The sequence below is a fragment of the Traorella sp. mt218 genome (genome assembly GCF_055420025.1).
Window position 1 is genome coordinate 30,057 of the sequence record NZ_JBVAYM010000014.1, and the last position, 24,234, is coordinate 54,290.

The 24,234-nt window shown below is 35.2% G+C and carries 22 protein-coding genes and 1 pseudogene; 2 read left to right on the forward strand and 21 right to left on the reverse strand.

Features of this window, described 5'->3' with window-relative positions:
- The first annotated feature begins 118 nt into the window (after window positions 1-118).
- On the forward strand, window positions 119-1,108 hold the full coding sequence (locus ACZYT3_RS08265; protein ID WP_464088299.1) for a nucleoid-associated protein: 990 nt from the start codon (window positions 119-121) through the stop codon (window positions 1,106-1,108).
- Between the two features lie 50 nt (window positions 1,109-1,158).
- Here the strand turns inward: ACZYT3_RS08265 and ACZYT3_RS08270 are convergent.
- The 19 genes and pseudogenes from ACZYT3_RS08270 to ACZYT3_RS08360 all read right to left on the reverse strand — a co-directional run.
- Window positions 1,159-1,795: pseudogene (locus ACZYT3_RS08270) on the reverse strand (transposase); the annotation flags it as partial.
- A gap of 298 nt (window positions 1,796-2,093) precedes the next feature.
- The gene (locus tag ACZYT3_RS08275) at window positions 2,094-3,080 is read right to left on the reverse strand and encodes a hypothetical protein (RefSeq protein WP_464088300.1); all 987 of its coding nucleotides are present in this window, start codon (window positions 3,078-3,080) and stop codon (window positions 2,094-2,096) included.
- 685 nt (window positions 3,081-3,765) lie between these two features.
- Entirely contained in the window at window positions 3,766-5,208 is a 1,443-nt protein-coding gene (gene glgA, locus ACZYT3_RS08280) for a glycogen synthase GlgA (RefSeq protein WP_464088301.1), read from the reverse strand.
- Window positions 5,208-6,323: a glucose-1-phosphate adenylyltransferase subunit GlgD gene (gene glgD / locus ACZYT3_RS08285; RefSeq protein ID WP_294561143.1), complete on the reverse strand. Its 1,116-nt coding sequence runs from the start codon at window positions 6,321-6,323 to the stop codon at window positions 5,208-5,210. Before glgD ends, glgA begins: the two co-directional genes overlap by 1 nt.
- Window positions 6,324-6,328: 5 nt before the next feature.
- The gene (locus tag ACZYT3_RS08290; protein WP_464088302.1) at window positions 6,329-7,456 is read right to left on the reverse strand and encodes a glucose-1-phosphate adenylyltransferase; all 1,128 of its coding nucleotides are present in this window, start codon (window positions 7,454-7,456) and stop codon (window positions 6,329-6,331) included.
- 206 nt (window positions 7,457-7,662) lie between these two features.
- Entirely contained in the window at window positions 7,663-7,806 is a 144-nt protein-coding gene (locus ACZYT3_RS08295; protein ID WP_464088303.1) for a hypothetical protein, read from the reverse strand.
- Between the two features lie 153 nt (window positions 7,807-7,959).
- Window positions 7,960-9,081: a glycerate kinase family protein gene (locus tag ACZYT3_RS08300; RefSeq protein ID WP_464088304.1), complete on the reverse strand. Its 1,122-nt coding sequence runs from the start codon at window positions 9,079-9,081 to the stop codon at window positions 7,960-7,962.
- 199 nt (window positions 9,082-9,280) lie between these two features.
- Entirely contained in the window at window positions 9,281-9,856 is a 576-nt protein-coding gene (pduL, locus tag ACZYT3_RS08305) for a phosphate propanoyltransferase (RefSeq protein ID WP_464088305.1), read from the reverse strand.
- 85 nt (window positions 9,857-9,941) lie between these two features.
- Window positions 9,942-11,177, reverse strand: a complete 1,236-nt coding sequence (locus ACZYT3_RS08310; protein ID WP_464088306.1) for a bifunctional folylpolyglutamate synthase/dihydrofolate synthase — start codon at window positions 11,175-11,177, stop codon at window positions 9,942-9,944.
- Window positions 11,177-11,845 carry a uracil-DNA glycosylase gene (locus tag ACZYT3_RS08315; RefSeq protein WP_464088307.1) on the reverse strand — a complete coding sequence of 223 codons (669 nt, stop codon included), beginning with the start codon at window positions 11,843-11,845 and terminating at the stop codon, window positions 11,177-11,179. Before ACZYT3_RS08315 ends, ACZYT3_RS08310 begins: the two co-directional genes overlap by 1 nt.
- Window position 11,846: 1 nt before the next feature.
- Window positions 11,847-13,007 (reverse strand): extracellular solute-binding protein, encoded by a 1,161-nt coding sequence (locus ACZYT3_RS08320; protein ID WP_464088308.1) that lies wholly within the window; start codon window positions 13,005-13,007, stop codon window positions 11,847-11,849.
- 53 nt (window positions 13,008-13,060) lie between these two features.
- Window positions 13,061-13,438: a DUF2752 domain-containing protein gene (locus tag ACZYT3_RS08325; RefSeq protein WP_464088309.1), complete on the reverse strand. Its 378-nt coding sequence runs from the start codon at window positions 13,436-13,438 to the stop codon at window positions 13,061-13,063.
- Entirely contained in the window at window positions 13,419-13,769 is a 351-nt protein-coding gene (locus tag ACZYT3_RS08330; RefSeq protein ID WP_464088310.1) for a DUF4234 domain-containing protein, read from the reverse strand. Before ACZYT3_RS08330 ends, ACZYT3_RS08325 begins: the two co-directional genes overlap by 20 nt.
- Window positions 13,766-15,883 carry a type I pullulanase gene (gene pulA / locus ACZYT3_RS08335; protein WP_464088311.1) on the reverse strand — a complete coding sequence of 706 codons (2,118 nt, stop codon included), beginning with the start codon at window positions 15,881-15,883 and terminating at the stop codon, window positions 13,766-13,768. The genes ACZYT3_RS08330 and pulA overlap by 4 nt, the downstream gene beginning before the upstream one ends.
- A 209-nt stretch (window positions 15,884-16,092) precedes the next feature.
- Window positions 16,093-16,818, reverse strand: a complete 726-nt coding sequence (locus ACZYT3_RS08340) for a sulfite exporter TauE/SafE family protein (RefSeq protein WP_464088312.1) — start codon at window positions 16,816-16,818, stop codon at window positions 16,093-16,095.
- 2 nt (window positions 16,819-16,820) lie between these two features.
- On the reverse strand, window positions 16,821-18,245 hold the full coding sequence (locus tag ACZYT3_RS08345; RefSeq protein WP_464088313.1) for a glycoside hydrolase family 1 protein: 1,425 nt from the start codon (window positions 18,243-18,245) through the stop codon (window positions 16,821-16,823).
- 4 nt (window positions 18,246-18,249) lie between these two features.
- A complete protein-coding gene (locus ACZYT3_RS08350) occupies window positions 18,250-18,573 on the reverse strand; it encodes a PTS lactose/cellobiose transporter subunit IIA (protein WP_464088314.1) in 324 nt (107 codons plus the stop codon).
- Between the two features lie 9 nt (window positions 18,574-18,582).
- Window positions 18,583-19,836 carry a PTS sugar transporter subunit IIC gene (locus ACZYT3_RS08355; protein WP_464088315.1) on the reverse strand — a complete coding sequence of 418 codons (1,254 nt, stop codon included), beginning with the start codon at window positions 19,834-19,836 and terminating at the stop codon, window positions 18,583-18,585.
- Window positions 19,833-20,156 (reverse strand): PTS sugar transporter subunit IIB, encoded by a 324-nt coding sequence (locus tag ACZYT3_RS08360; protein ID WP_464088316.1) that lies wholly within the window; start codon window positions 20,154-20,156, stop codon window positions 19,833-19,835. Before ACZYT3_RS08360 ends, ACZYT3_RS08355 begins: the two co-directional genes overlap by 4 nt.
- Window positions 20,157-20,342: 186 nt before the next feature.
- Between ACZYT3_RS08360 and ACZYT3_RS08365 the strand changes: the two genes are divergently transcribed.
- Window positions 20,343-22,241 carry a BglG family transcription antiterminator gene (locus tag ACZYT3_RS08365; RefSeq protein ID WP_464088317.1) on the forward strand — a complete coding sequence of 633 codons (1,899 nt, stop codon included), beginning with the start codon at window positions 20,343-20,345 and terminating at the stop codon, window positions 22,239-22,241.
- A gap of 61 nt (window positions 22,242-22,302) precedes the next feature.
- On the opposite strand, the gene ACZYT3_RS08370 is transcribed toward ACZYT3_RS08365, so the two are convergent.
- Both ACZYT3_RS08370 and ACZYT3_RS08375 read right to left on the reverse strand, forming a co-directional pair.
- Window positions 22,303-22,899: a PH domain-containing protein gene (locus ACZYT3_RS08370; protein WP_294561153.1), complete on the reverse strand. Its 597-nt coding sequence runs from the start codon at window positions 22,897-22,899 to the stop codon at window positions 22,303-22,305.
- Between the two features lies 1 nt (window position 22,900).
- Window positions 22,901-24,232, reverse strand: a complete 1,332-nt coding sequence (locus ACZYT3_RS08375) for a TldD/PmbA family protein (protein WP_464088318.1) — start codon at window positions 24,230-24,232, stop codon at window positions 22,901-22,903.
- Between the last annotated feature and the right edge of the window lie 2 nt (window positions 24,233-24,234).

The following is a 24,234-nucleotide window of genomic DNA, read 5'->3' on the forward strand; positions in this document are numbered from 1 at the left end:
ATTTGTAAGCGTTAGCAATATTTTGGTAAATATTTTCATACATTTTTATATTACATTTGAGATATTTGCATCTCCCCTCCCCTTATGTTAAGATAGAAAGCACGCAAAAGGAGGATATATGGAAATACAAAAACTCATTCTTCATATCATGGATACCCAGCAAAACATCTTTGTACCCAGTGATCAGGAAATAGAAAAAATCAATGAAGATATCTACCCACATATTGAAAGCAAGCTCAAAAAGATCTTTAACAGTCAAAATAGAAAAGAAGCGCATTTTGTCAACAGTCCTGTTGAACAATGGATCTTTGACTATAAGACAAATCACAATGACTTTGTAAAGCTGTCTGTACAGATTGCTCATCATATCTTTGAAGAAAAAAGAAAATGGAATCTTTTTCAAACCAGTGATTTTATCTTTGCGGAGGTCAAGCATGAAGATATCCGTTACTTGGTAGGTATTGATAATGTTAATTTTTCAAAGCTTACACATGCTACTCACAGCGATGACGCTCAGATTCAAAATGATTTTGTATTATATAAGACTCTTTTTTCAAGCAATATCATGAAAGAAGATAAAATTTTTATCGTGGAATATGCCACTTCCCATTTACAACTGATCGAAAATCCCTATATCTTTCAAACGACCAAACGCTATGTATTGGAAGATATCCTTTCCTGTAAAGCAAAACCCAGCTACAAAGAAGCAATGTCGGCAATCAGCCAGTGCGTAGAAAATCTTACGACTAAATATCATCTCAATGAGCTCAAAACGATCCCTGCTTTAAAAACAGCTGTCAAAGAAAGCATCGAAGAAGGAAGTCAGATAGAAACGAATGAAATTGCGGAATTATTATTTGAAAATCCGATCGCACAAAGCGAATTTAAAGACGAGATGAAAAAACAGGGGATTGAAGAAACGGTCAGTGTAGAAAACATAAAATTAAGCAAACAGCAGAAGACCCAGAAAATTAAAACAGATAATGGTATTGAAATTACGATTCCTATTGATTTTATGAACAGCAGGGAATTTGTTGAATTTGTCAATGAACAGGATGGAACAATTTCAATCCGTTTAAAGAACATTCAATCGATCATCAGCAAATAAATATATAAATCAATAAAAAAAATCATGAGGGTATTTTGATTTTGGATTTGTCAAGAAAAGTGTGTAAATAAATTATTAAAAAACAAATTTAAATTTTTCTCAATGTGTTGAGGGAACAAAGGATTTACCTTTAGCTGATTGAGAACATGGGGCCAATTTCGAATAAGTTCTTTGCATCTTAAATACAAGAGTTTAAAAAGGGCGTTTTCATTTGGAAATGCACTTTTTTTTGTAACCTTTCGGAAACTTGAATGAATGGAATCGATCGCATTGGTTGTGTACATGATTCGTTGAACATCGCTTCCATAATCATATAATTGTTCCACAAATTTATAATTCTTTTTCCAAACCTCTACGGCTTTTGGATATGACTCCCATGTTTTACTAAATATTTCAAATGCCGAATTGGCTGTTTTTAAATTGACTGCCCCGTATATTTTCTTTAGATCTTATGCAAATTTTTTATGTTCCTTCTGGGAACATACTTGATCGAATTACGAATTAAATGAACAATGCAGCGCTGTACGACAGCTTTAGGAAAGATAGCCTTTGCGCCTTCCTCCAATTCTCTGACGTCATCCGTTGAAATGAAGAATACATCTTCTATTCCTCGGGATACTCATTCAAATCATATCCTAAAATCGTATAGACGGCAGATTCTTTCGCTTCATAGCCATTTCTAAGTGTCTAGATGGTGTCCCATTTCTCCTTGAAACAGTCCTTCAAAGATAGGACCAAATAATTCTATCAGAGCTTCATTTGTATCTTCTGCTGTTTTGAGTTAAATTGTTTGATGATTTCTTGTGCGAGTGCAACAGTCTTGGAATCTCTTTTTTTTTGCCATATCTGTCATTTCCTTTTCTTCCTTCTATTTTGCCAAAGACATTATAAAAACTGCATAAGTTAAGCGGTACGTTTTTAACTTACACAGTTTAGTTTACACTATCTTGATTTTCTTTCTTTTTTTAAATAACTAAATGATCAATTATTCTTTAACATTCAACATCTTAGAATACTGTTCATATTCACTTTCAGGAACATTTAATAACTTCATAGCTTCCTGTAAATTAATTTTCATATTCTCCATCAAAGAACATAAAGATGAACAAATCCCTTGTTCAATACCCTGTTCAATTCCTTGTTCGATTCCTTGTTCAATTCCTTGTTCAATTCCCTGTTCAATTCCCTGTTCAATTCCCTGTTCAATTCCTCTTTTCAAACCTTTTTCCATGTATTTCTGTTCTAGATAAAAGCTATAATCACACATCTCTTCTACCTCCTCTTCAAGGCTTTCTGTCAATTCAAAATCATATTTCCTCAGTTCCTCTTTTTTCTTTGCCACCGTCATGCCCTCATCAAGCAATATTCTTAACACATTGGATGAAACCGATTCGTTCTCCTTATATCCTAAGTATAGCACAATGATTTCCTGTTTATCAAAATATTTCTCATCTTCACATACGTTTCCTAAAACATGTTCCTCTCTCATCCGATATCGATTAATGCTCCCCTGCTTATACAAGGGTGCATTAAACACGATCCAGATCGATACCACCTTGACGATATCGTCATATTGTCCATGATCAAATAGTTTCCCTATCTGCATGGAAATATTTCTACTGGTATAGTAGTTCCCTCTACTAAGTACATGACTTTTTCCTTTTAAAATGCCCTGTGCTTCGAGATTGATAATCATAGCAATCTTTCCATGATCCTGTGGTAAAGAGGCATAGACAAGAGAATCAAAATAAATACTTCTGTAATCTTCGTTGTTTTCATTTCGGTGCCCCGAAGTCATACGACTATGTAAGGGTACATCTCCCTGAGGTTCGATACATTGTTCAATTTCATTCAAAGAATAAGGACTATATTCTTCAATAAGCTCCTTCATGAGGATAGAGAGAACGGTTTTTTCTCTTAGGATCATCTTGATAATTTGATCTAAAGGAATTTTATCTTTTTTAATTTGCATTAAATACCTCCTACTATTCTATATGCACCAAAATGACAAAATTCCCAAAAATATTTAAATTTTTTCTATTATTCATTTTATAGAACAAGTAAAAAGCTGCAACACATACATCAAACATTACAGATTTATTAAACGATTCATCCTGATTACATTAATATTTTCCGTGATTTCATCTTTATAATATAGATTATTAGTATCCAAGAACATATTACTAGCACACATAGCCAGCACTCCATACATAAAATATATTTAACTCATATCAATTTGATAATTCTCCACTAATTCATTCTGTAAATTATCTTCTCATAACATAGATTTTCTTGTTGTGCGACGATTGTATGATTCAATAAATATTTAGAATACAGATTACCAAAATCCTGTATAAAGCGAGATTCTTAATGCTTAAAAAACACACACATTTCAAGTACAATTTGTAAAACTACCTTGATCTTTTTTCTTCCACAGACATTAAAATACCTATTTCATGCTCACTCTCATAAAATAAGAAAAATTGAAAAACCAAACATGAGTGTTGTTAAGACAGCGTTCATGATTATCAAAAATCTTGACATTTCTGATAAATAACTACAAAATTATCCTAATTTCTTTTTTTCGTTTTCACTATAAATATGTAACATAGAATCCCCTTTCTAAAAAAAAGCACTGTCACCAGTGCTTTTCATTCCTATTCTCCACAGAGCTCTCGATATATACCTAGATAAAATTCTGCACTTTGAGCCCAGGAAACATCTTTTTCCATGGCATTCTTCACAATACCTTTCCATGCTGTCGGGTTATTATAGTAAAGATCAATGGCTTCCCACAATACATGCATCATATCATTCGAATTGTAGTTAGCGAAACTGAAGCCGCAGCCCTCTCCGGTATATTGATTGTAAGGCTGTACCGTATCTTTCAATCCACCGGTTTCTCTTACGAGTGGCAATGTGCCATAGCGCATAGAGATAAGCTGTGAGATACCACATGGTTCAAACAGAGATGGCATCAAGAAGAGATCGCTGGCAGCATAAATTTCATGTGACAGTGCTTCATTATAGCCACAATAGAAGCAAACCTTTCCTTTATTGCCCCACTCAGCTTCTCTTAGTTTCTCTTCAAGCCCTGCTTCGCCACTTCCAAGAATGACTAACTGAATTGGCTGATTGCAGATATTGAATAACTGTTCGATGATCAGATAGATGCCCTTTTGCCATGTAAGTCTGGAAACCAGACCCAGCATCATGACATTTTCATCCACTTCAAGACCTAACTTCTTCTGTAAAGCCTTTTTATTTTCAGCCTTTCCCTTCTTATAAGTCTTAAATGTATAATTCTTTATAATCAGTGCATCACTCTCTGGATCCCACATCTTCGTATCAATACCATTGACGACACCGCAGAGATCAGCTTCTCTGAATCGTAAGACTGCGTCCATTCTTTCACCAAACTGGGTCGTTTTAATTTCTTCCGCATAGCTTGGCGACACGGTCGTGATCTTATCCGAATAGACGATACCTGCTTTCAAAAAGCTAATACCGCCATCAAATTTCACATTTCCATTATCAAACACATAGTTGCCTAACCCAAGACAAGATTCCAGCATATCAGCTCCAAAATTACCTTGGAAGGCAAGATTATGGATCGTATAGACATGCTTGATGCCACGATAGCGATAATCATGATTAAAGTTTTCTTTGCACATAGCGGCGATCATACCCGTATGCCAGTCATGACAATGCATGATCTCAGGAAAATAATCGATCTGATTCAACATTTCCAATACAGCTTTCTGGAAAAAGGCAAATCTTTCACCATCATCCTCATACCCATACATTGCTTCTCTTTCAAAATATCCCTGATGTTCAATAAAATAATATGTCACATCATTATAGATATAATAGAAAAGATTGACCTGGGTTTCTTCATAATTGATATTTACGGTATAAGTTCTCAAATAAGTAAATTTATCATGCCAATTAATAGCTATCTTTTTATATAAAGGCATAACAACTCTGACATCATACCCGCGAGCTCTAAACTCATTCGGCAATGATCCGATGACATCAGCCAATCCTCCACTTTTGATAAACGGCAAGCCTTCCGCAGCAACCATCAAAATTCTTTCCATTAGATACGATCTCCTTTTCTTACATAAGCCGGTGATCCACAGACTCCTTGTATGTTCTTCACTCGCGAAATATTCGCTTCCTTATCCACAACGATATTATTCAGATACACATTCTCTCCAATAACCGAATTCGGACAAATAACCGCATTTTTCACGACAGCACCTTTTTTCACTACACAGCCACGGCCAATGATCGAATTTTCAACTTCACCTTCAATCATACAGCCATTTGAAATAACACATCGGCGTACCTTGGCATCTTCTGTATATTTGGTCGGAGGCGAATCATTCGTACGTGTATAGATAGGCCACTCTTCCTTAAACAGATCAGAAGCCACTTCCGGATCAATCAGCTCCATATTGGCCTCATAATAGCTTGTCAGGTCTGTAATGGCAGCTAAATAGCCGCGATACTGATAACCGCGAATATCTAATTCCTCACATTTCTCATTTAAGATATCTGTAAACCAATAAAGCGAGCTCACCTTCAATGCCTCATCGATCAGCTGTATGAATAGATTTTTCGATAACACATAAGTTTCCATAGAAATATTTCGAGTCTTATAGTTGCCCCGGTTCTTTCCGATAGACAATATACCCTTTTGTTTATTTAAAGCCAGTGTATCACAGTCAATAAAGCGTGTCTTTGCATCATCCACCGACTTATAAACAACCGTAATATCTGCTCCGCTTTCAAGATGTTTTTTCAACAATGTATCATAATTCATCGAATACAACATATAACTTGGAGCAATCACGACATAATCCTTCGTTGACTTTTCAATGATTCGCATGTTGGCTTTAAAACTGGCAATATCTGTATTATAGAATTCCGATTCCGGAGAATTTTCACCATATAAGATACTGATACCTCCACGTTTTGAGTTAATGTTATATTGGCGTCCTGTTCCCACATGAGAAAATACGGAACGTGGACGGTTTTTTAAATAAATCTGAATTTCTTCTATTTCGGAATTTGTCATATTTGACAAAGGAAAGTCAATCATACGATAACGTCCTAAAAATGAAAAAGCTGCAATAGGACGATAATCATGCATTCCCTTTATACGAACATTTGATCCCGGAAAATTAACAATACCAAGTGCATTACACATATTTCTTACCTCACATTCTTGGAAATCAATTCAATCTCTTCGCTATTTGGATCTCCTACTACCATATTAGGGGCTATTTTGATGCCGTTTGCAACAATGACCCGATGCAGCTGGGCACCCTCTCCGATCTGACACTCCGGCAATACGACCGAATCCTGCACTAAGGCATCTTTACCGATCTTAACGCTCGTAGAGATCACTGAGCCTTCCACTTTTCCATCGATATAACAGCCCTGGTCAACGATCGAATTAATGATATCTCCATGATCTCCAATATACTGAGGAATCGCACATTTATCCTGTGTATATATTTTCCAAGTCTGATCCTGAAGATCCAGCTCTTTGGAACGATACAAAAGATCCATATTTGCTTCCCACAACGAAGAAATCGTTCCGACATCTTTCCAATATCCTTCAAAGCGCCATGACCACAAACGCTTTCCTTCATTTAACATCGTCGGAATGATATCTTTACCGAAATCATGATGAGAATCAGGATTCTTATCATCATCATTTAATAGTTTTCTCAATAACTTCCAGTTAAAGATATAAATACCCATTGAAGCCAAATTGCTCTTTGGTTCCTTTGGTTTTTCTTCAAATTCAATGATCCGGCCGCTTTCATCCGTATTCATGATACCAAAGCGACTTGCCTCCTTCATCGGAACCGGCAGGACTGCAATCGTACAGTCAGCATTGTTTTCCTTATGATGTGCCAACATCTTGGCATAATTCATCTTATAAATATGATCACCTGAAAGAATCAGTACATATTCCGGATCATAAGAATCAATAAAATCTATATTTTGTGTAATCGCATCGGCAGTACCTCGATACACATTAAACTCTGTATCTGCTTTTTCACGTGGTGGCAAAACAAAAACACCGCTGTCTTTCGCATCAAGACCCCAGTGACCTCCTCCGGCAACATAAGAATTTAATTGAATGGACTCATATTGTGTCAAAACACCCACAATATTAATTCCTGAATTAGCACAGTTACTCAATGGAAAATCAATAATACGATATTTTCCACCAAAATAAACTGCTGGTTTTGCAACTTTCTTTGTCAGTGCTTCCAGACGCGTACCACGTCCTCCGGCAAGAATCATTGCCAACATCTGTTGTTTCATAAATTATAACCCCCTGGTACATCTATACCACTATTATAAATACTTTTTCACAAAATATCTACTACTTTGAGAAAAAAGATGAAAACGCTTTCCATATTTTACCTATAAAAAAAGTTATTTTTACCTAATTTCTACAATTTCATCTCTTTTTCGATTTTTATTGTATGATTTTTCCAAAAGAAAAATGCCTGTTGTGTACAGACATCCTATTTTTTAAATAAATAACCTAATGTTGCGACCAACACCTGTTGACCGGCACAACAATAACAATTATCCTTAGAAATACTGCTGCATCCGGCTATATCCAAGTGTATCCACTCAACTCCAGCATTAATAAATTCCCTCCACATGCTTTCTTCACAGCATTCACCAAATCAGCATCAACCGTTTTACTTGATCTAGTTTTATCATAGACATAATTTCTATAGGATGTAAGAAATAATAAAACTCACAATACATAGACTATTATCAAGAATACTTTTTTACTCTGATTCATGTTTCCTCTATTCTGACGATTGAAACTTAACGAGTTCTTGAAATATTTCATCAACTTTTTTAGAATAATCTATCTTTGCAGAAAGCATTTTCTTTTCCAATGGAATTTCTTGTTCATTTAATACAATGATTCGATCAACATAATGAGTATTTTTAAGCGTTGTGGATCCTGTAATGACCCAAATAGGCACGTTATATTTCTTTGCTTCAGATATGAGGTTTGAAATAAGCTTTCCGTGTAATGACTGTTCATCAAAGCGTCCTTCACCCGTAATCATTAAATCGCTTTGTTTTATTTCAGATTCTAAGTGCAATCTTTCCATCAAAAGGGTCGTACCATTTAATATTCTGGCATGATGAAATGCAGCCAGAAAAAGACCTAAGCCTCCGGCAGCACCTAATCCTTCTATCTTTTTCAAAGATTGATGTGTCATCCTCTCTAACACATCAGATAAATGATATAAGCCTTTATCCAACTGTATGCATTGCTCATATGTAGCTTTTTTTTGCGGTCCAAATACAAAAGCACAGCCATTTTCTCCAGTTAGAGGATTGGTTACATCGACACCTAATGTAAATGTACATTCAGATAACCGACTATCTGCCTTACTTATATCAATGATTTCAATCTTTTCCATATTTGATGGTAAAGGGGCTAATCGTTTTCCCTCCTTATCAAAAAAACGATAACCTAAAGCTTCGGCTAAACCAATACCACCGTCAACAGTTGCACTGCCACCTAAAAAGATAACAAATTTTCTAAATCCATTTTCAATTCCAAATTGAATGATCTTGCCCAAGTTAAATGTATTAAGAGTTAAGGGAGCAAGATAATCCTGATATAAAGGAAGACCTACAACTGATGCCGATTCTATCAACATCGTATCATTCTCTACCACATAAGGAATTTTCATATCACCAAGTAGATTATCTTTAATGATGATCTCATTTAAAACACCACCATACGAGAGATAACTTTCTAAACTTCCTTCGCCGCCATCGGCAAATGGAATACAATGACAAGAAAATTGGGATGAATATTTTTTTAATTTTTCCTGCCATATCATACAAATTTCTTTTGATGTTAAGCTTCCTTTAAAACTATCACTCACAACAAGTATTTTTTTCATTATATAATGACTCCTTTTATAATGCTTTTCTACCTTTAGTATAAGTCATTTCAACTGAATAGTCATCATTCAATACTACATCATAATTCACAGCATCCAATACTGTTTTATACTGATACAATGCTTAAAGCTATAAACAAAAAAAAATACCAGGAAACTTTTTAATTTTCAAAAAGCTTCCTGGTGTTTTATTTTAAAATTAAAGAATAATTTCTCCCATAGCTGTACCGCTGACACCAGCTGCATTAGCTTCATCTGTATCAATATGCATTGCAAGTGCATAAGAATCAGATACACGTATTACAGTATCTCCAAAGGTTGTCGTTCTGTCTTCTGTTTCTACTTTGACACTTACGATCTGACCATTGGTTACACCATAGTATTCCGCATCCTTTGGTGTCATATGGATGTGACGTTTTGCCGCAATGACACCTTCCTTGATTTCGATTTCACCACAAGGTCCTGCAACGATGATGCCATTCGTACCGGCAATATCTCCTGATTCACGGATCAATGCTTTTACACCTACAGTTCTTGCATCTGTGAGTGAAAGTTCGATCTGGGTAGCTTTACGAGTAGGACCCAAAACACTTAATTTCAGCTCACCGCGAGCCCCTTTGATCGTTACTTTTTCTTCACAGGCAAACTGACCCGGTTGTGAAAGATCTTTTTTAGGAGTTAATTGATACCCCTTTCCAAATAATGTTTCTAGATCAGCGTCTGATAAATGAGCATGACGCGCACTGACTTCTACTAATACTTTTTCTTTTGACATAACATAATCTCCTTACTTAACATCTACATTATAGGAGTTTCATTTTACTTTTTCAACAGTAAAATGAAAGCATAACTTAAACCTTTCAATTATTTTCTAACTTTTTGCTCAGATAACGGCGGACAAGCGAAATAAAATAAAGGGAACCGCAAATGACCAAGACTCCTTCTTTCTCCATGCCTTCATCGATCGCCTGCCGATAATCTTCAACCACCTTTAAAGAAAAAGGCTGAGCCAAACGCTCTGCTTTATCAGCACGTTCATTCTCAAACTCACAAAGAACGATATCCTGTGTGATACGCCTCAATTCCGCAAGCATCTTTTCTCCTTCTTTATCTTTCAGACAGCTAAAGATGATATGGATCTTATCATAATTCTGTAAAGAAGCAACAAGGGCTTTGATACCATCCAAATTATGGGCTCCATCTATGATGATCAGCGGATCCTGACGCACGATCTCAAAACGTCCGGCCCAGCTCGTATCAAACAAGCCTTCTTTGATCATCGTTTCATTGATATCAAAATTCTTTTTCTCATTTAGATAATGGATCGTTTCAATGGCTAAGGCTGCATTCAAACGCTGATAAAGTGCTTTTGTATTTAATTGATATTCTTGCTTCTGATATTCAAAATACAAAAAATCATCAACATGCACATGATCGACAGAGGCAATTTTTATGAGATGTGAATGATGCTTTTCTGCTTCCCTTTCAAAAACATTTAAACAATCCTCTCTGTCACTGGCACTGATGCAGTCAACACCATCCTTGATGATGCCCGCTTTTTCATAAGCAATCTTTTCATAGGTATCCCCCAGATACATCATATGATCCATACCGATATTGGTAATCACAGACACCAAGGGGTTTTGAAGAACATTGGTCGCATCAAAACGGCCGCCCATGCCCACCTCATAAATTGCGATATCTGCCCCTTCATCTCTAAAATACAAAGAAGCGATCAGCATATCGATTTCAAACATGCTTAAATCATATTTTTCCCATAAAAACTCTGTTTCATTGATATAAGATAAAAGTTTTTCATCACTGATGCTGATATCGTTGATACGGATACGGTCATGATGACTGATCAGATAAGGCGAGGTAAATGTACCTACCCGATATCCTGCTCTTTGTAAGATGCTGCGCAGATAATTGACCGTGCTTCCTTTGCCATTCGTGCCGCCTACATGAATGGTTTGAATCTGATCTTGCGGATCATGCAGTTCAGCAACCGCTTTTTTAAAAAGTTCAAGACCGGAATGATGATGCCGGCGTCTTTCAATGACCGCAATGGCTTCTTCTACATTCTTCCACATCATCAATCGATCTGCCAGTCAATCGGCGTATAGCCATGCTGCTTCAAAAATTCGTTCGTCTTGGAAAAATGGCGGCATCCGAAAAAACCATTATAAGCTGACAGCGGTGAAGGGTGAGCACACTTTAATACAAGATGATGCGGGTTAGTGATCATTATGCTCTTATTCTGGGCATTTCTTCCCCACAGTAAGAAAACGATCGGCTCTTTTCGCTCATTCAATAAAGCAATGATACGATCTGTCAGTATTTCCCAACCCTTATTGGCATGAGAATTCGCCTGACCTTCCCGTACCGTCAGCACCGTGTTCAACATCAATACTCCTTCTTTGGCCCATTTCACAAGTTCCCCGTGACTAGGAATCGTACAGCCGACATCATCGTGTAATTCTTTAAAGATATTTTTTAAGGATGGCGGGGGCATGACCCCTTTCTTTACCGAAAAACATAGTCCATGTGCCTGATTTGGTCCATGATACGGGTCCTGTCCCAATAAAACCACCTTCACATCCTGATAGCTCGTATATTTTAACGCATTGAAAATATCATACATATCCGGATGTATCTTATAATGCTTATACTCATACGCCAAAAAACGCCTGAGCTGCTGATAATAATCCTTTTCAAATTCATCTTTTAATAATTGATCCCAATCATTTCCAATATGTACCATACTATTTTAACCATTCCTGATAATCTTCATCCAATTCATTCTGACATGCTTCTATTTCTTCAAGATTGCAAGCCTTCATCTTTTCAATCGTTGTATCCAAATAAAGAAAATCCAACGCTCCCTCTGTTTTATTTTCAATACCGACCCAGTTTCTTGAAATTGCCCCATTCAACGCAATCGTTTTTTCTTTAATATGTTCATTTTCAAACGTAAACTGATCCAGCTGATCTTCCAAAATCAAAGGTATCCGTATCTCATCATTACATAACAGCTGCATGCCTTTTACGGAGTGCATCAGCTTGACCAAATTTTTAGCGGCATTCGGATAAGCGGTATCCTTATTGATGACATAGCCATAAGAGATAGCCTGGGTATAAAGCTGATGACCATTGATGGTAGGCAGCTTGGTAATCTGATACCTTCCCTGATTGACCTCTTCATCCTGCTTCAGCTGCATGCCGTCTGTGACAAAGCCGCTATAATATGTATTTTGAATAAACCAGTTATCAAAAGAAGCCGGGTCATCACATGCGATGAGCTCTAAAATCTTTTGATAATCAGTAAGTACTTCCTGAAAAGCAGAACCTGTAAAATTAATGATATTCCGATCCCTTCCCGGCAGATAATTCAGATTTGAAGTAAGGAAAGCCGAAGTAAAATAAATATCATCCATATAATAAAAGCCATGATCCAATTCAGCTATTTTCTCAATCTCTTTAAAGGTATCCTTATCGATCCCATCATTTTCGATCTTATTCAGATCAAGGGCATAATAGCTCATTCCCTGAGCCATGATCGGCTGATAAACTTTTCTGACCTTATCAAAGATATCATTAAAATTGGTATTTAAGCTCACCTCAACATCACTTTCAGGTTCTAAAAGCTCATCAATGACCAAAGGAACATATTTATCTTCCAGCCAATAAACGTCATAAGCCACATCTTCACCATTCGCAATAGAATTCTGAATCTCTTCCTGACTTACGACACTGATTTCAAGCCCGGCATCCGGATAGGTTTCCTTCCATAATTCATTTAACTGCTCTTTATAAACTTCATCATGAACAGCTACTTTCAGCACAGCTTCTTCTTCATTTTCGATCGTTCGGCTGCATGAAGCCAGCAAAGCTGCAGCCATCAGAAACATCCATATCTTTTTCATTCTTTTATCATACCATATCTTTCATCATTTCTAAAGAAAAAGCAGTTTTTCAACTACTTGATTCCTTTGATCAAACGTGCGATCAGATTATCTTCGACATATGCCATCGGATACTTTGGAAAGACCGTGATCATGCGATAAACATAAATGCCCATCCAAATGACCAATGTCAACGTCAACAGTCTTTTAAACCATTTCCTTTCTTTAATATACGTATAGAGAAGCGGAAAAAACATCAAAACTAAAAGATAGATCACCGGATTGAAATAAAAAGCCTTTTCAAAATCTAAGCAAAGCAGATAATAGGCAGCTGTTGTCATCATGCATCCCGGACAAGGAATACCGGTAATTCTTTCAAACGGGCATTGCCACATGAAGAAAACCACAAAGATGACAATTACAAGCAAAAAATTAGTAATACTCTTTTTCATCGATACAGTGATTCATTTCACTGACAAGAATCAGCATACTGATGAACCCTAACTGAAAAACAGCCAATATCGGACATAAAAGAGAAATTGAGCTTGTCCGCATACCTAGATCATATTGAAAATTCTCAATCTGCTTTCCTATTTTATAGTACCAGTAAATATGATAAATTCCACAGGTAATCAGTGAAAGCAGAAGATCCATTGTCGGATCATTTCGATAATCATACTGCAATTCATTCATTTCTCTGGAAATCGCATAAATAAGATACACATAATATAAACCACAGGTAAATATCATCAGCAATATTGTAGTTGCAAGATTTCTTTTCATCGTGATCCTCCTTTGCTTAATACAATCACACTTAATGGCTGGATTGACAGATAACCATTCACGATCTCATGATCAACACGGCCATTATAAAAGAGAAGGTAGCGAATACCATCAAAAGGATAGCCAAACTCCCGATAACTCGGATTAAACATGATCATCAGATCTTCTTGTCCATCATGAATATGATAACATAAGACCGTTGCATCGATATCTCCAAACGATACATGCTCCTGAATCATTTGCGTACTTGGATAACGCAAACAAGCATGATCTTTTCTTAACTGAATGCAATCCTTCGTATATTCAACGATCGTTTCATATGTGTTTTTTCTCTCCCAGTTGAGCCAATTGATATCATCCTTACTGTTATAAGTATTAGGTTTACCATATTTTGTACGGGCAAATTCCTGGCCCGAATGAAGAAACGGGATCCCTTGTGCAAAAAGGACGGCCGCAATACACATCTTCTGACGCATGATCCTTTTCTCACGAGTATCTTCCTTACAGCACTCCTTCAGCTTATCCCAGCATGTCTGATTATCGTGACATTCAACATAATTGATGACATTGACAGGCTCCATGAAATATCGATAGGTGTATGCATCACTAACAGAAGCACTTAATACATCCTTCATCATCGCTAGCTGAGATAGATCACCGCTGCAATAACCTTTCTGATACACTTCTTCAATTCTTGTCTGACCCTTGGCCACGTCCCGAAAACGATCCGAGAAATGAGCAATATGCGGCATCTTATAGTCATTGAGGATCGTGGCCCGCTGTTCACCCTCCAAAAAACTTGGCATATTCCAGCCTTCACCATAGATCATGACATTCTTATCAATCTGATGACAAGCTTCATAGACCTGATTCATCGTATCCACATCCAAGATACCCATCAAATCAAAGCGAAAGCCATCCGCATGATATACTTCCATCAGATATCGGCAGCAGTCAATGATGTATTTTCTTCCCATCGCCCGTTTAGAATCAAAATCATTGCCACATCCGGAACCATTGGAATAATAGCCTTCATTATTCATCTGAAAATAATAATTAGGAACGCTCTTTGCCAACGGCATATCTTCCATCTCAAAAACATGATTAAACACGACATCAAAGATCACACGGATCCCTGCCTTATGCAATTGATGTACCATCTCTTTTAATTCAACGATACGCGCATAAGGATCATCCGGATCGCTGCTGTAACTGCCCTCCGGGGTCATGAACTGGACCGGATCATATCCCCAATTATAGAAAACCGAAGGATTGTTTTCATCGACACTGGCGAAATCCATGACCGGCATCAGCTGTACATGCGTCACTCCCAATTGCTTCAAATAAGTAAAACCGATATTTTTCTGAATCGTATGTTCATTTTCTTCAACAACACCCAAAAATTGCTTCGGATGTTCAAAATCGTGATCCTGATTTTGAGCCGTAAAATCACGCACGTTCATCTCATAGATGATCGCATCTGTATAATGCCTCAATTCAGGCAACGATGGCCTTTTATCTTTAAATTTCTCAATATCGACAACAACACTGTATCTTGAATTTGCCAGCGAACTCTTTCCATATGGATCTTCACACGCCTGCCAGCTGCCATCCACTAAGATATAGTAGAGATACGTCTTTTTTTCCATATCGCCATTGACAGTGACCTCATAAATACCACGATCTTTTCTTTCCATCGGATAAGAGATTCCATCCAGATGCAAACGGACTTTTACCGCAGTTGGTGCCCATAATTTAAACACGGTCTTTTCCTTTGTATAAACAGCTCCCAGATCATTACCATCATAGCTAAATTGTTCATCAAATGCCAAAAGCTTCGTAATATAACCTGTTTTTAAAGGACACCTGCGTGCATATTCATGCAGGACATGATATTCCTTTCCTATTTCTACAGATTTTTGAGTCTTACATGTATATTTATTGTAATTTTTACTCGTCGGTTCAATTGTCTGAATTTCAAGATCTTCCAATCTTCCGTTCTCATCTTCAAGATAAAAAAGACGGCTGTTTCCCTCATAGCTTTGTTTTGACATATAAATGACGATCTTATCAAAATCGTCTAAATAAGCTTCAAAATAATTAATCTGCCTCATAAAAAGATTATACCATACTTTTAACTCTTGCATACAAGTTTTTATCAAGCTCCATGAATAATGAAAACTCATTTTCAGGTAAAAGAACAGCTGAATACATAAGAGAAAACCCCAGTATAGCAATACTGGAGTTTTATGTTATCTTCCTAGATATTTTCTTTTCGTTATCACAACTCTAAATCTCAAAACAATAGGATTTCTAAATAGCATTATCCGATAACACTCTTTAGAATTATACTGGCACCAGAGAATGCTAGAAAGCAATAAATAATTTTTTTCATTCGAATACCATCTAACTGTTTAACTAACTTATTTCCAATAAACTGTCCAACAGCAATTATAATAATTCCAACTATGATAGGTATTATCATACTTTGATTAACCAAACCATTGTAAATTCTCATAATAAATGTATATAAGCAAGTTAAGAAAAAATAAAATTGAATGGTGCCCTGATACTCTTCTTTGGTACTGGTTGCATACAGAAAATATATAACCATTGGAGGCCCTGCTACCCCAAATAAAGCAGATACAATTCCAGATAATGCAGCACAAATACTGGCTGTAAATCGATTAGCTTTTATTTTAATACGCTCTGAATAAACTAAGAAATAAATGGAAAGCCCCATCAAGAATAACCCAAAATAAGGTTCAAGTATTGAAGAATTCATATATGGCACCCATCTTAATATAATTCCACTCACTATATAAAAAATTATAAGCGGAAACATAATAAGTTTAAAATTTATAGTTTTTCTGTATTGCCATGCTAAAGAAGTACATAGGAATAAAGTTATGCTGTTTGAAATCGTACTAGCTTCTATTAAAGGCATTAAGAGAGGCAAAACTAACATAATCACTACGCCACTTCCAAAACCAGTTACTGTCTGAATAAGTCCGGCCATGAAACACAACGGAAATAAAATCAGAAACATCATCACTCCTCATCGATGCTTTTTCCATTCGTTTTAATGCATCTTTGATACCAATAAAAAGAATCTTTTCTTTTTCTCTCACCACTGCCATTTCCTTGATTATCTAAATCAACATATATAAAGCCATATCGTTTTTCCATTTCTCCTGTACCTGCTGATACAATATCTATCGGTCCCCACCACGTATATCCTATAACATCAACACCATCGTATATAGCTTCTCTTAAAGCTTTTAAATGGTTCTTTAGATAATCAATGCGATATGGGTCATGAATACCATCATCTTCCACTTTATCTCTTGCGCCAAACCCATTTTCTGCTATGAAAATAGGTTTTTGATAACGATCATAAAGTTCATTTAATACATTACGCAAACCTAATGCATCACTTTGCCATCCCCATTCATTAGCCGTTAAGTATGGATTTTTAGTTCCCAATATACCTCCTGTGTGACCAATTTGTGGTGTTCCTGCTATATATGTGGTACTTCTATAATAACTAATAGCTATATAATCACTTGGATATTGGCGAATGAGTTGAATATCATCATCCGTTATATTAAGGTTAAGATTCTTTTCTTCTCTAATCCTATTAAAGTAAGATGGATACTCTCCTCGTACCATTACATCTGTAAAGAATAATGAACGACGTCTTAATTGCATGCTTTCAAATACATCCTCAGGACGACATGAATTAGGATAAACAGCACTATAAGAAAGCATCGTACCTATCATGGCATCAGGTATGATTTCATGGCATAATTTATTTGCAATAGCATTTGCGACAAACATATTATGGCTCGCCTGATAGATAATATCCATCTTCCTTTCCCCCTCTGCTATCGTTGCACAAGCTGTATATGGGAAGACATGTACATTATTTAGTTCATTAAAGGTTAGCCAATACTTTACCTTTCCTTTATATCTTTCAAAAATAACTCTGCAATATTTTTCAAATAAAGAAATCAAGCGACGATCTTCCCAGCCATTGTACTTTTGAAATAGCGGTAAAGGTGTTTCATAATGAGAAATGGTAACTAGTGGCTCCATACCTCTTTTCAACATTTCACTGAAAAGATCATCATAAAATTTAAGACCTTCTTCATTCGGCTCATCTTCTTCACCTGTTGGAAAAATTCTTGTCCAAGCTATTGATGTTCTGAATACATTAAATCCTATTTCTTGCATTAAAGTCAAATCTTCACGATATTTATGATAAAAATCAATAGCTTTATGACTTGGATAATAAATTCCATCGACTACATGATCATCTCTTTGACGAAATAATTCACCTGTTTCTGGATTTGTCGTTCCTACCCGAATGACATCCGCTATACTTAAACCTTTGCCGCCTGCTAAATAAGCACCTTCTGCTTGGTTTGCGGCAATCGCACCGCCCCATAAAAATTTTTCTGGAAACTTTTTCATAACATTATCCTTTCATTTTATCTATTAACTTTTTATAGGCATTTATAATATACCTAGCTGTAATAAGTTCACTATTCACCGTCATCACTGTATCCTGTGCATGAATAAATAGTAAATTAGGTGAAAAATTCTCCTCAATGGTATCCTGTATTACCTGAGTTTGTGAACGATGTGCTAAAAGTATTTCTTGATTTGCAATTTCTAAATAATTTTCACAAACATCAATATCATCCAAATTTTGCATTGCCAATTGTATATTTTCTCGGCAGTTCCCGGCATGAAGAATAAGTTTCATAGCCGCTGCATTCAAATCATCAACAGACATCATGAATCCCCCTTAATCTTCCAAAGTATTATTATCCTTTAATTTTTTTGCTTCATCTGTGCAAACTTGTTTATCATATATTTTGAAAAATGGATAATAAATGGCAAAGCTGACCGCAAATAACACGCATACATATACAAATCCTAACCACGAATTAGTTACTAAATATCCATAAATAGGTCGTGGAAGATACCATATTTGGTTAACATTATATGGAATAGGAACAATACCCAATTTAAAGACTATATAATTTAGTGTTGGGAAAACAATTCCAATAATCCACATAGGAATCATTAAAATTGGATTAAAAGCCACTGGTGCACCATAAATCAATGGTTCATTAATATTAAAAATACTTGGTCCTATTACTGTTTTTCCAATTGTCTTTAAACGTTTTGATTTTGCCATAAATGTAAACATAACGGCTAAAGCTAGTGTTGCACCACTTCCTCCTACATTCATAATAGAAAACGTTTCCTGTACAAAGATATTTGTAGGTGCTCCTCCTGCAGCTACTGCTGCCGCATTTGCAGCAATACTATTTAAATAAATTACAGAAGTAATTGGATAAACCACCCAAACAGATATACCAAATGTATAACAGAAATAAATAAAGAAATTAAATAATACATATACAAATGGATTTTCTACAACTCCTATAATTGGTTCAAATACACTTGTAATTAAATTATATAAATTAATATTGCATTGATAAACAATAAACCATCCTAGTAGTAAAATTAGGAAAATTGGAATTAAAGTGTCAAACCAAGTAATGATAAAATCTGGCATAGCTGAATCTTCTTTAAAAAATGAAAATTTAGCACATTTTGACATCACAACACCAACAAATAAACCACTGATAATACATGCAACCATTCCGCCTGCTCCCAAGGCGTTTAAAACAGCAACAAAATTACCTTCAGCTATCTGTACATTTGTAACAATAAAAAATAATGCTATTCCAGTTATACCTGCTTGTTTGCTTGTTTTTCTAAGTCTTTTTTTCATCAAGATCGTGTAAGGTATCAAGAAGGCTAAATATACAGATAAACAACCAAATGTTAGATTATTAATAATTCCAATATCTGGCAAATCAGGAAAATATCCACGTAAGATTCCCCAAATCGTACAAATTGTACCAATAAAGATAAAAGGCATTACTGACATGATTGATTCTTGTAAAGATGCTATATAAACATTATTTGCTGCTTTGTTTAATTTTGGAGCCAGAACATTTGTCATCCAGTCCATTAATTTTTTCATAAATTTTCTCCTTTATTTTTAAAATGATTTACTACTGTATCAATGATGGCGTCTGCATCCATAGATCCATACGCCTCTTTACTAATCATCTCCGATGGAATACCATATTCTTTACCTAATTCGATGAAATCATTCATCATATAAGACAAATGAGGTCCTACTAAAAGCAAATCAATCTCTTCCATATATTCCTCGGCCTCAGAATAACTTCTTGCTTTAAAGCTTAAAGGGAGATTTCTTCTCGCAACTTCTTGTCTAATTGTTTTTGCCAGAAATCCACTAGAAGCACCAGCACTACAAACAATAAGAATATTTTTCATAAATCCTCCAATCTAAAGATCTGCAGTTCTTTGATAGTTGCATTATATAAAATATTATTCACTCATCGCAAACTTATGTTAATTCCTAAACTTAGGAATTAACATTATGTTCCTATCTTTAGGAATATATTGTATTTTGGAATTAGTTATTTGTAATGTTATAATTTTACCGTAAGAGGTAAGAAAATGAAAAAAGATTTAAAAAAGATCATTCATTTATTATCAAAAGATTCATGGACTAGTTCATCAGAACTAGCTAAAGCCATGTCTGTTTCATCACGACAGATTAGAAAATATATTCGTGAATTAAAAGAAAGTGATGAAAATCTCATTGAATCATCTTATTATGGATATCGATTAAAAAAAATCCCTGATATAATAAACAAAAATTCAATTGAATTTAGTGGTAATACGCGAACCACCTATATCATTCAAAAACTGATTATTTTACCGCAAGGAATCAATATCTATGATTTGTGTGATGAAATGTTCATTAGTGAAACAACTTTAGAGAATGATTTAAAAAAAGTAAAAAGAACACTTTCTGATTTTGATTTACAAATTAGAAGAGAACATGGAAACATCATTTTAATTGGAAATGAGCAGAAAAAAAGAAAATTGATGAATTATTTATTAAGTGATATGGGAAGTGATTCAATAAAGTTTGGAAGTAAGCTTTCGATTCTTCAAGGTGAATATAATGTTTCTAATTTTAATGAACCTATTCATAAAATACTTGAAAAAAATCAACTAATTGCAGATGAATATGCTTTTAATAATATAATTTTTCATCTAATCATTACAATAGATCGCATACGCAGTGAAAATAATATAGACAATTTAGGTTCTTTTGTAGGTGATCCAAATGACAAAAGGAAATGTGCCACTTTAGAAATATCTGAATATATAAAAAATTCATTTAACCTTGTATTAAATAATGCAGAACTAACAAATTTATATATTATAATCATTGGTAATACAAGATATCCGAACTCTCTAATTCAAAATGATCATCAACTTGAATTTACATTGGATGATCAATATGTTCAACTATCAAAAACATTACTTTACGAAGTTTCTTCTATATACTATTTAGATACGTTTCCAGATAGTTTCATTTTACAATTTGCCATTCATATCAGTAACATGCTTGATCGTATAAAAAAAGGCTATGTTGCAAAAAATCCGATGACCCTAACCATAAAAGAAAATTATCCTCTGATATATGATATTTCAGTCTTTCTAGCAAGAAATATAAGTAAAAAATATAATGTCATTATTAATGAAGCCGAAATTACTTTTATTTCTTTTCATATTGGTGGATATTTAGAAAATCACATAAAATTGGCCGACGTTGTATCATGTGCATTTGTGTATTCTAAATACCTACAGCTATACTTACCCTCTATAAATAAAATAATTGAAAGATTCTCAGATCACTTATTCGTTACTACTATCATATCAGCTACTGAATTAGGTTCTCTCCCTGATAATCTTGACTTTGTCATCAGTACAATTCCTTTATCATTAGATATACCAGTAGCTGTAATAAAACCATTTGCTGATGAAAACGATTTTGAAAAAATTAAAAATTATATTTCCAATGCTCAAAATGATAAAAAAATTAATAATATCATTAAAGCTATATCATCATTATTTCATTATGACCTCTTTTTAATAAATCCGAAATTTGTTAACAGAGAACAAGCCATCATTGAGATGTCAAAAAATGTTATCCAATTAGGTTATGCAGATGATGCTTTGACTGATGATATTTTACAACGTGAAAAAATGTCAAGCACTACTTATGGCGAGGTTGCTATTCCTCATTCTCTTCATCACACTAAAAAAAGTTTTATCTCTGTGGCTATAATTAGACAAGGATTATATTGGGAACATAAAAAAATCAAAATAATATTTATGTTAGGCATTCAAAAAGAAGAACGAAAAGTATTCTCTCAAACTTTTGATTATTTAGTAGAAATTTTATATAATGCCAGCAATGTTACAAAACTATGTCATCAATCTTCATATGAAGATTTTGTTAAGACACTTATCGAAATGATACGAACAACTCAATTATAATGCAAAAAAAACAGTAATTCATAAAGATATTTAGTATATCTTAATGATTACTGTTTTTTTATTATTCTTTATTATCATACTTTGTCTGATAACCCGGATTATTATCAGGACGCAAAGCATTTGGATATTCGATATCGCTCTTGACATCGAAGCTTGTTTTAGTCAGCATCTTATAAACCTTTACAGGATTATCAATACCGATGAAATCAATCTTACCTGAATCACTTGTAATATGGATCGAACCGACATGTCTAAGCTTTTCAATCAGACCCATCGTAATATTTACATGATCAATTTCATGATGGTCAATACTTCGCACTTCGACTCCTAAGGCTCCGCCTACTTGTATCACACGATGATCGGTAACAGCATATCGTACATTTTCCCATTCGATACGCCTTCTTATAAAAGAAGTAAATACGCTGTAACACGGATAAAGATGAATAGCGAAGAATGCGATAAGAAATAAAAGCATCAAACCGGAAGCAAAATGTAAAAAATTAACAATGAATATGATATCAATACAGCCCCATATGACAGCAATAGGAAGCATTCTTAATGATGGCAGAAAACAGTAACAGAATTTATCCGGCTTCATTTCACAAAGAATTGTTTCATTATTTTTTATGAGATCCCGTATTTCTACTCTTTCATCCATATTACTCACCACTGATCGATAATTCATCCAACAGCAAAGATGGAGAACTGATGCCTGACAAAGAATCATAGGTATCATTGCCTACGGCTTCTACCTCTTTCATCATGCTTAAGAAATTACCTGCAACGGTAATCAGATTGACCGGACGAGTGATCTTTCCATTCTCCACAAGATAACCGCTGGCCTGCAGTGAGAAATCTGTTGATATAGGATTCAGGCCTGCATGAAGGCCATTTAATTCATCGATGACCAAGCCGTCTTTCATGATCGCTAAAAGCTCATCAAAGCTGTTTTCTCCATTTTCAATATAGAAATTGGTAGGAGAAATACCTACGCTTGATGCATACCCGCTCTTAAAGCCGTTACCTGTTGATTCACACTTCATCATGGCAGCAGACTTCTGGTTATGCAGAAACATCTTCAGTCTTCCATGATCCACGATCGTCTTAGTGAAACAGGCCACTCCTTCATCATCAAATGGACTGCTTGACAAACCATCTTTTTTCAAAGGATCATCCTTGATCGTAATCTTCTCATCAAAGATCATTTCACCACATTTATCCTTGAGCTGACTGATTCCCTTATAAACATTCTCACCATTGAAGAGTCCGCATAAAGCTCCAAGCAGGCTGCACATTGCCTCATTTTTCAAGATGACCTTATACTTACCGCTTTTTACCTGAACGGCATTTAATTTACTGAGCACTTTGTTTTTCAGATCAGCCACGAATGCATCTACATCATAATGTTCAATATCCCTCAATACTCGGATCTCATAAGCCGACTTATGATCATTTTCTTCATTAGCCAGCACATTTGCATAGAAAACACAAACTTCATCACTCTTGGAAATATCCATTCCCAGTGAATTAACGATCCTTGTTTCGGCTTTTTCACTTTCCATCATCGTTTCCATGACCTGTGAAATCCGTTCATCTGCATTCAACAGTTTTTCTTCTACTTCTTTCAAAAAATTGATCTTATCTGTAACACTCGTTTCAGACATATGACTGACGCTTTTTTCAATTTCAGGATAATTCTTATCCCCCTGATAAATCATGGCACTATCTTCACTTTCAATGGCCTGTGCGTTAGATTTGATCATTTCGATACATAAGTCTATATTATCATCACTATCTTCTTCTAAAAAGCAATATCCCATCTTTCCCTGATACAGACCGCGAATCGCTAAACCGCCGCTTTGTGCGATCGTAAAGCTATCCACCTTTTGTTCATAGACATTGATAGATTCTTTTTCAGCCTTTTGAATATAGATCTCAATTGTTTCAATGCCGGCTGACCTTGCTTTTTCAATCAATTTCTGTGTATTCATAG

Coding starts and splice junctions, on each gene's coding strand:
- ACZYT3_RS08290 (WP_464088302.1), bottom strand. CDS start 7,456: ATGAAACAACAGATGTTGGCAATGATTCTTGCCGGAGGACGTGGTACG.
- ACZYT3_RS08275 (WP_464088300.1), bottom strand. CDS start 3,080: ATGCAAATTAAAAAAGATAAAATTCCTTTAGATCAAATTATCAAGATG.
- ACZYT3_RS08340 (WP_464088312.1), bottom strand. CDS start 16,818: ATGTTTCTGATTTTATTTCCGTTGTGTTTCATGGCCGGACTTATTCAG.
- ACZYT3_RS08370 (WP_294561153.1), bottom strand. CDS start 22,899: ATGGATGAAAGAGTAGAAATACGGGATCTCATAAAAAATAATGAAACA.
- ACZYT3_RS08330 (WP_464088310.1), bottom strand. CDS start 13,769: ATGAAAAGAAATCTTGCAACTACAATATTGCTGATGATATTTACCTGT.
- ACZYT3_RS08360 (WP_464088316.1), bottom strand. CDS start 20,156: ATGAAAAATATTCTTATTGTTTGTAGTGCTGGTGCTTCTAGTGGATTT.
- ACZYT3_RS08320 (WP_464088308.1), bottom strand. CDS start 13,007: ATGAAAAAGATATGGATGTTTCTGATGGCTGCAGCTTTGCTGGCTTCA.
- ACZYT3_RS08310 (WP_464088306.1), bottom strand. CDS start 11,177: ATGATGTGGAAGAATGTAGAAGAAGCCATTGCGGTCATTGAAAGACGC.
- pduL (WP_464088305.1), bottom strand. CDS start 9,856: ATGTCAAAAGAAAAAGTATTAGTAGAAGTCAGTGCGCGTCATGCTCAT.
- ACZYT3_RS08265 (WP_464088299.1), top strand. CDS start 119: ATGGAAATACAAAAACTCATTCTTCATATCATGGATACCCAGCAAAAC.
- pulA (WP_464088311.1), bottom strand. CDS start 15,883: ATGAGGCAGATTAATTATTTTGAAGCTTATTTAGACGATTTTGATAAG.
- ACZYT3_RS08315 (WP_464088307.1), bottom strand. CDS start 11,845: ATGGTACATATTGGAAATGATTGGGATCAATTATTAAAAGATGAATTT.
- ACZYT3_RS08350 (WP_464088314.1), bottom strand. CDS start 18,573: ATGATGTCTGTTGATGATTTGAATGCAGCGGCTATGAAACTTATTCTT.
- ACZYT3_RS08375 (WP_464088318.1), bottom strand. CDS start 24,232: ATGAATACACAGAAATTGATTGAAAAAGCAAGGTCAGCCGGCATTGAA.
- ACZYT3_RS08295 (WP_464088303.1), bottom strand. CDS start 7,806: ATGTGGAGGGAATTTATTAATGCTGGAGTTGAGTGGATACACTTGGAT.
- ACZYT3_RS08365 (WP_464088317.1), top strand. CDS start 20,343: ATGAAAAAAGATTTAAAAAAGATCATTCATTTATTATCAAAAGATTCA.
- ACZYT3_RS08325 (WP_464088309.1), bottom strand. CDS start 13,438: ATGAAAAAGAGTATTACTAATTTTTTGCTTGTAATTGTCATCTTTGTG.
- ACZYT3_RS08355 (WP_464088315.1), bottom strand. CDS start 19,836: ATGAAAAAATTAATGGACTGGATGACAAATGTTCTGGCTCCAAAATTA.
- ACZYT3_RS08300 (WP_464088304.1), bottom strand. CDS start 9,081: ATGAAAAAAATACTTGTTGTGAGTGATAGTTTTAAAGGAAGCTTAACA.
- ACZYT3_RS08345 (WP_464088313.1), bottom strand. CDS start 18,245: ATGAAAAAGTTTCCAGAAAAATTTTTATGGGGCGGTGCGATTGCCGCA.
- glgD (WP_294561143.1), bottom strand. CDS start 6,323: ATGTGTAATGCACTTGGTATTGTTAATTTTCCGGGATCAAATGTTCGT.
- glgA (WP_464088301.1), bottom strand. CDS start 5,208: ATGGAAAGAATTTTGATGGTTGCTGCGGAAGGCTTGCCGTTTATCAAA.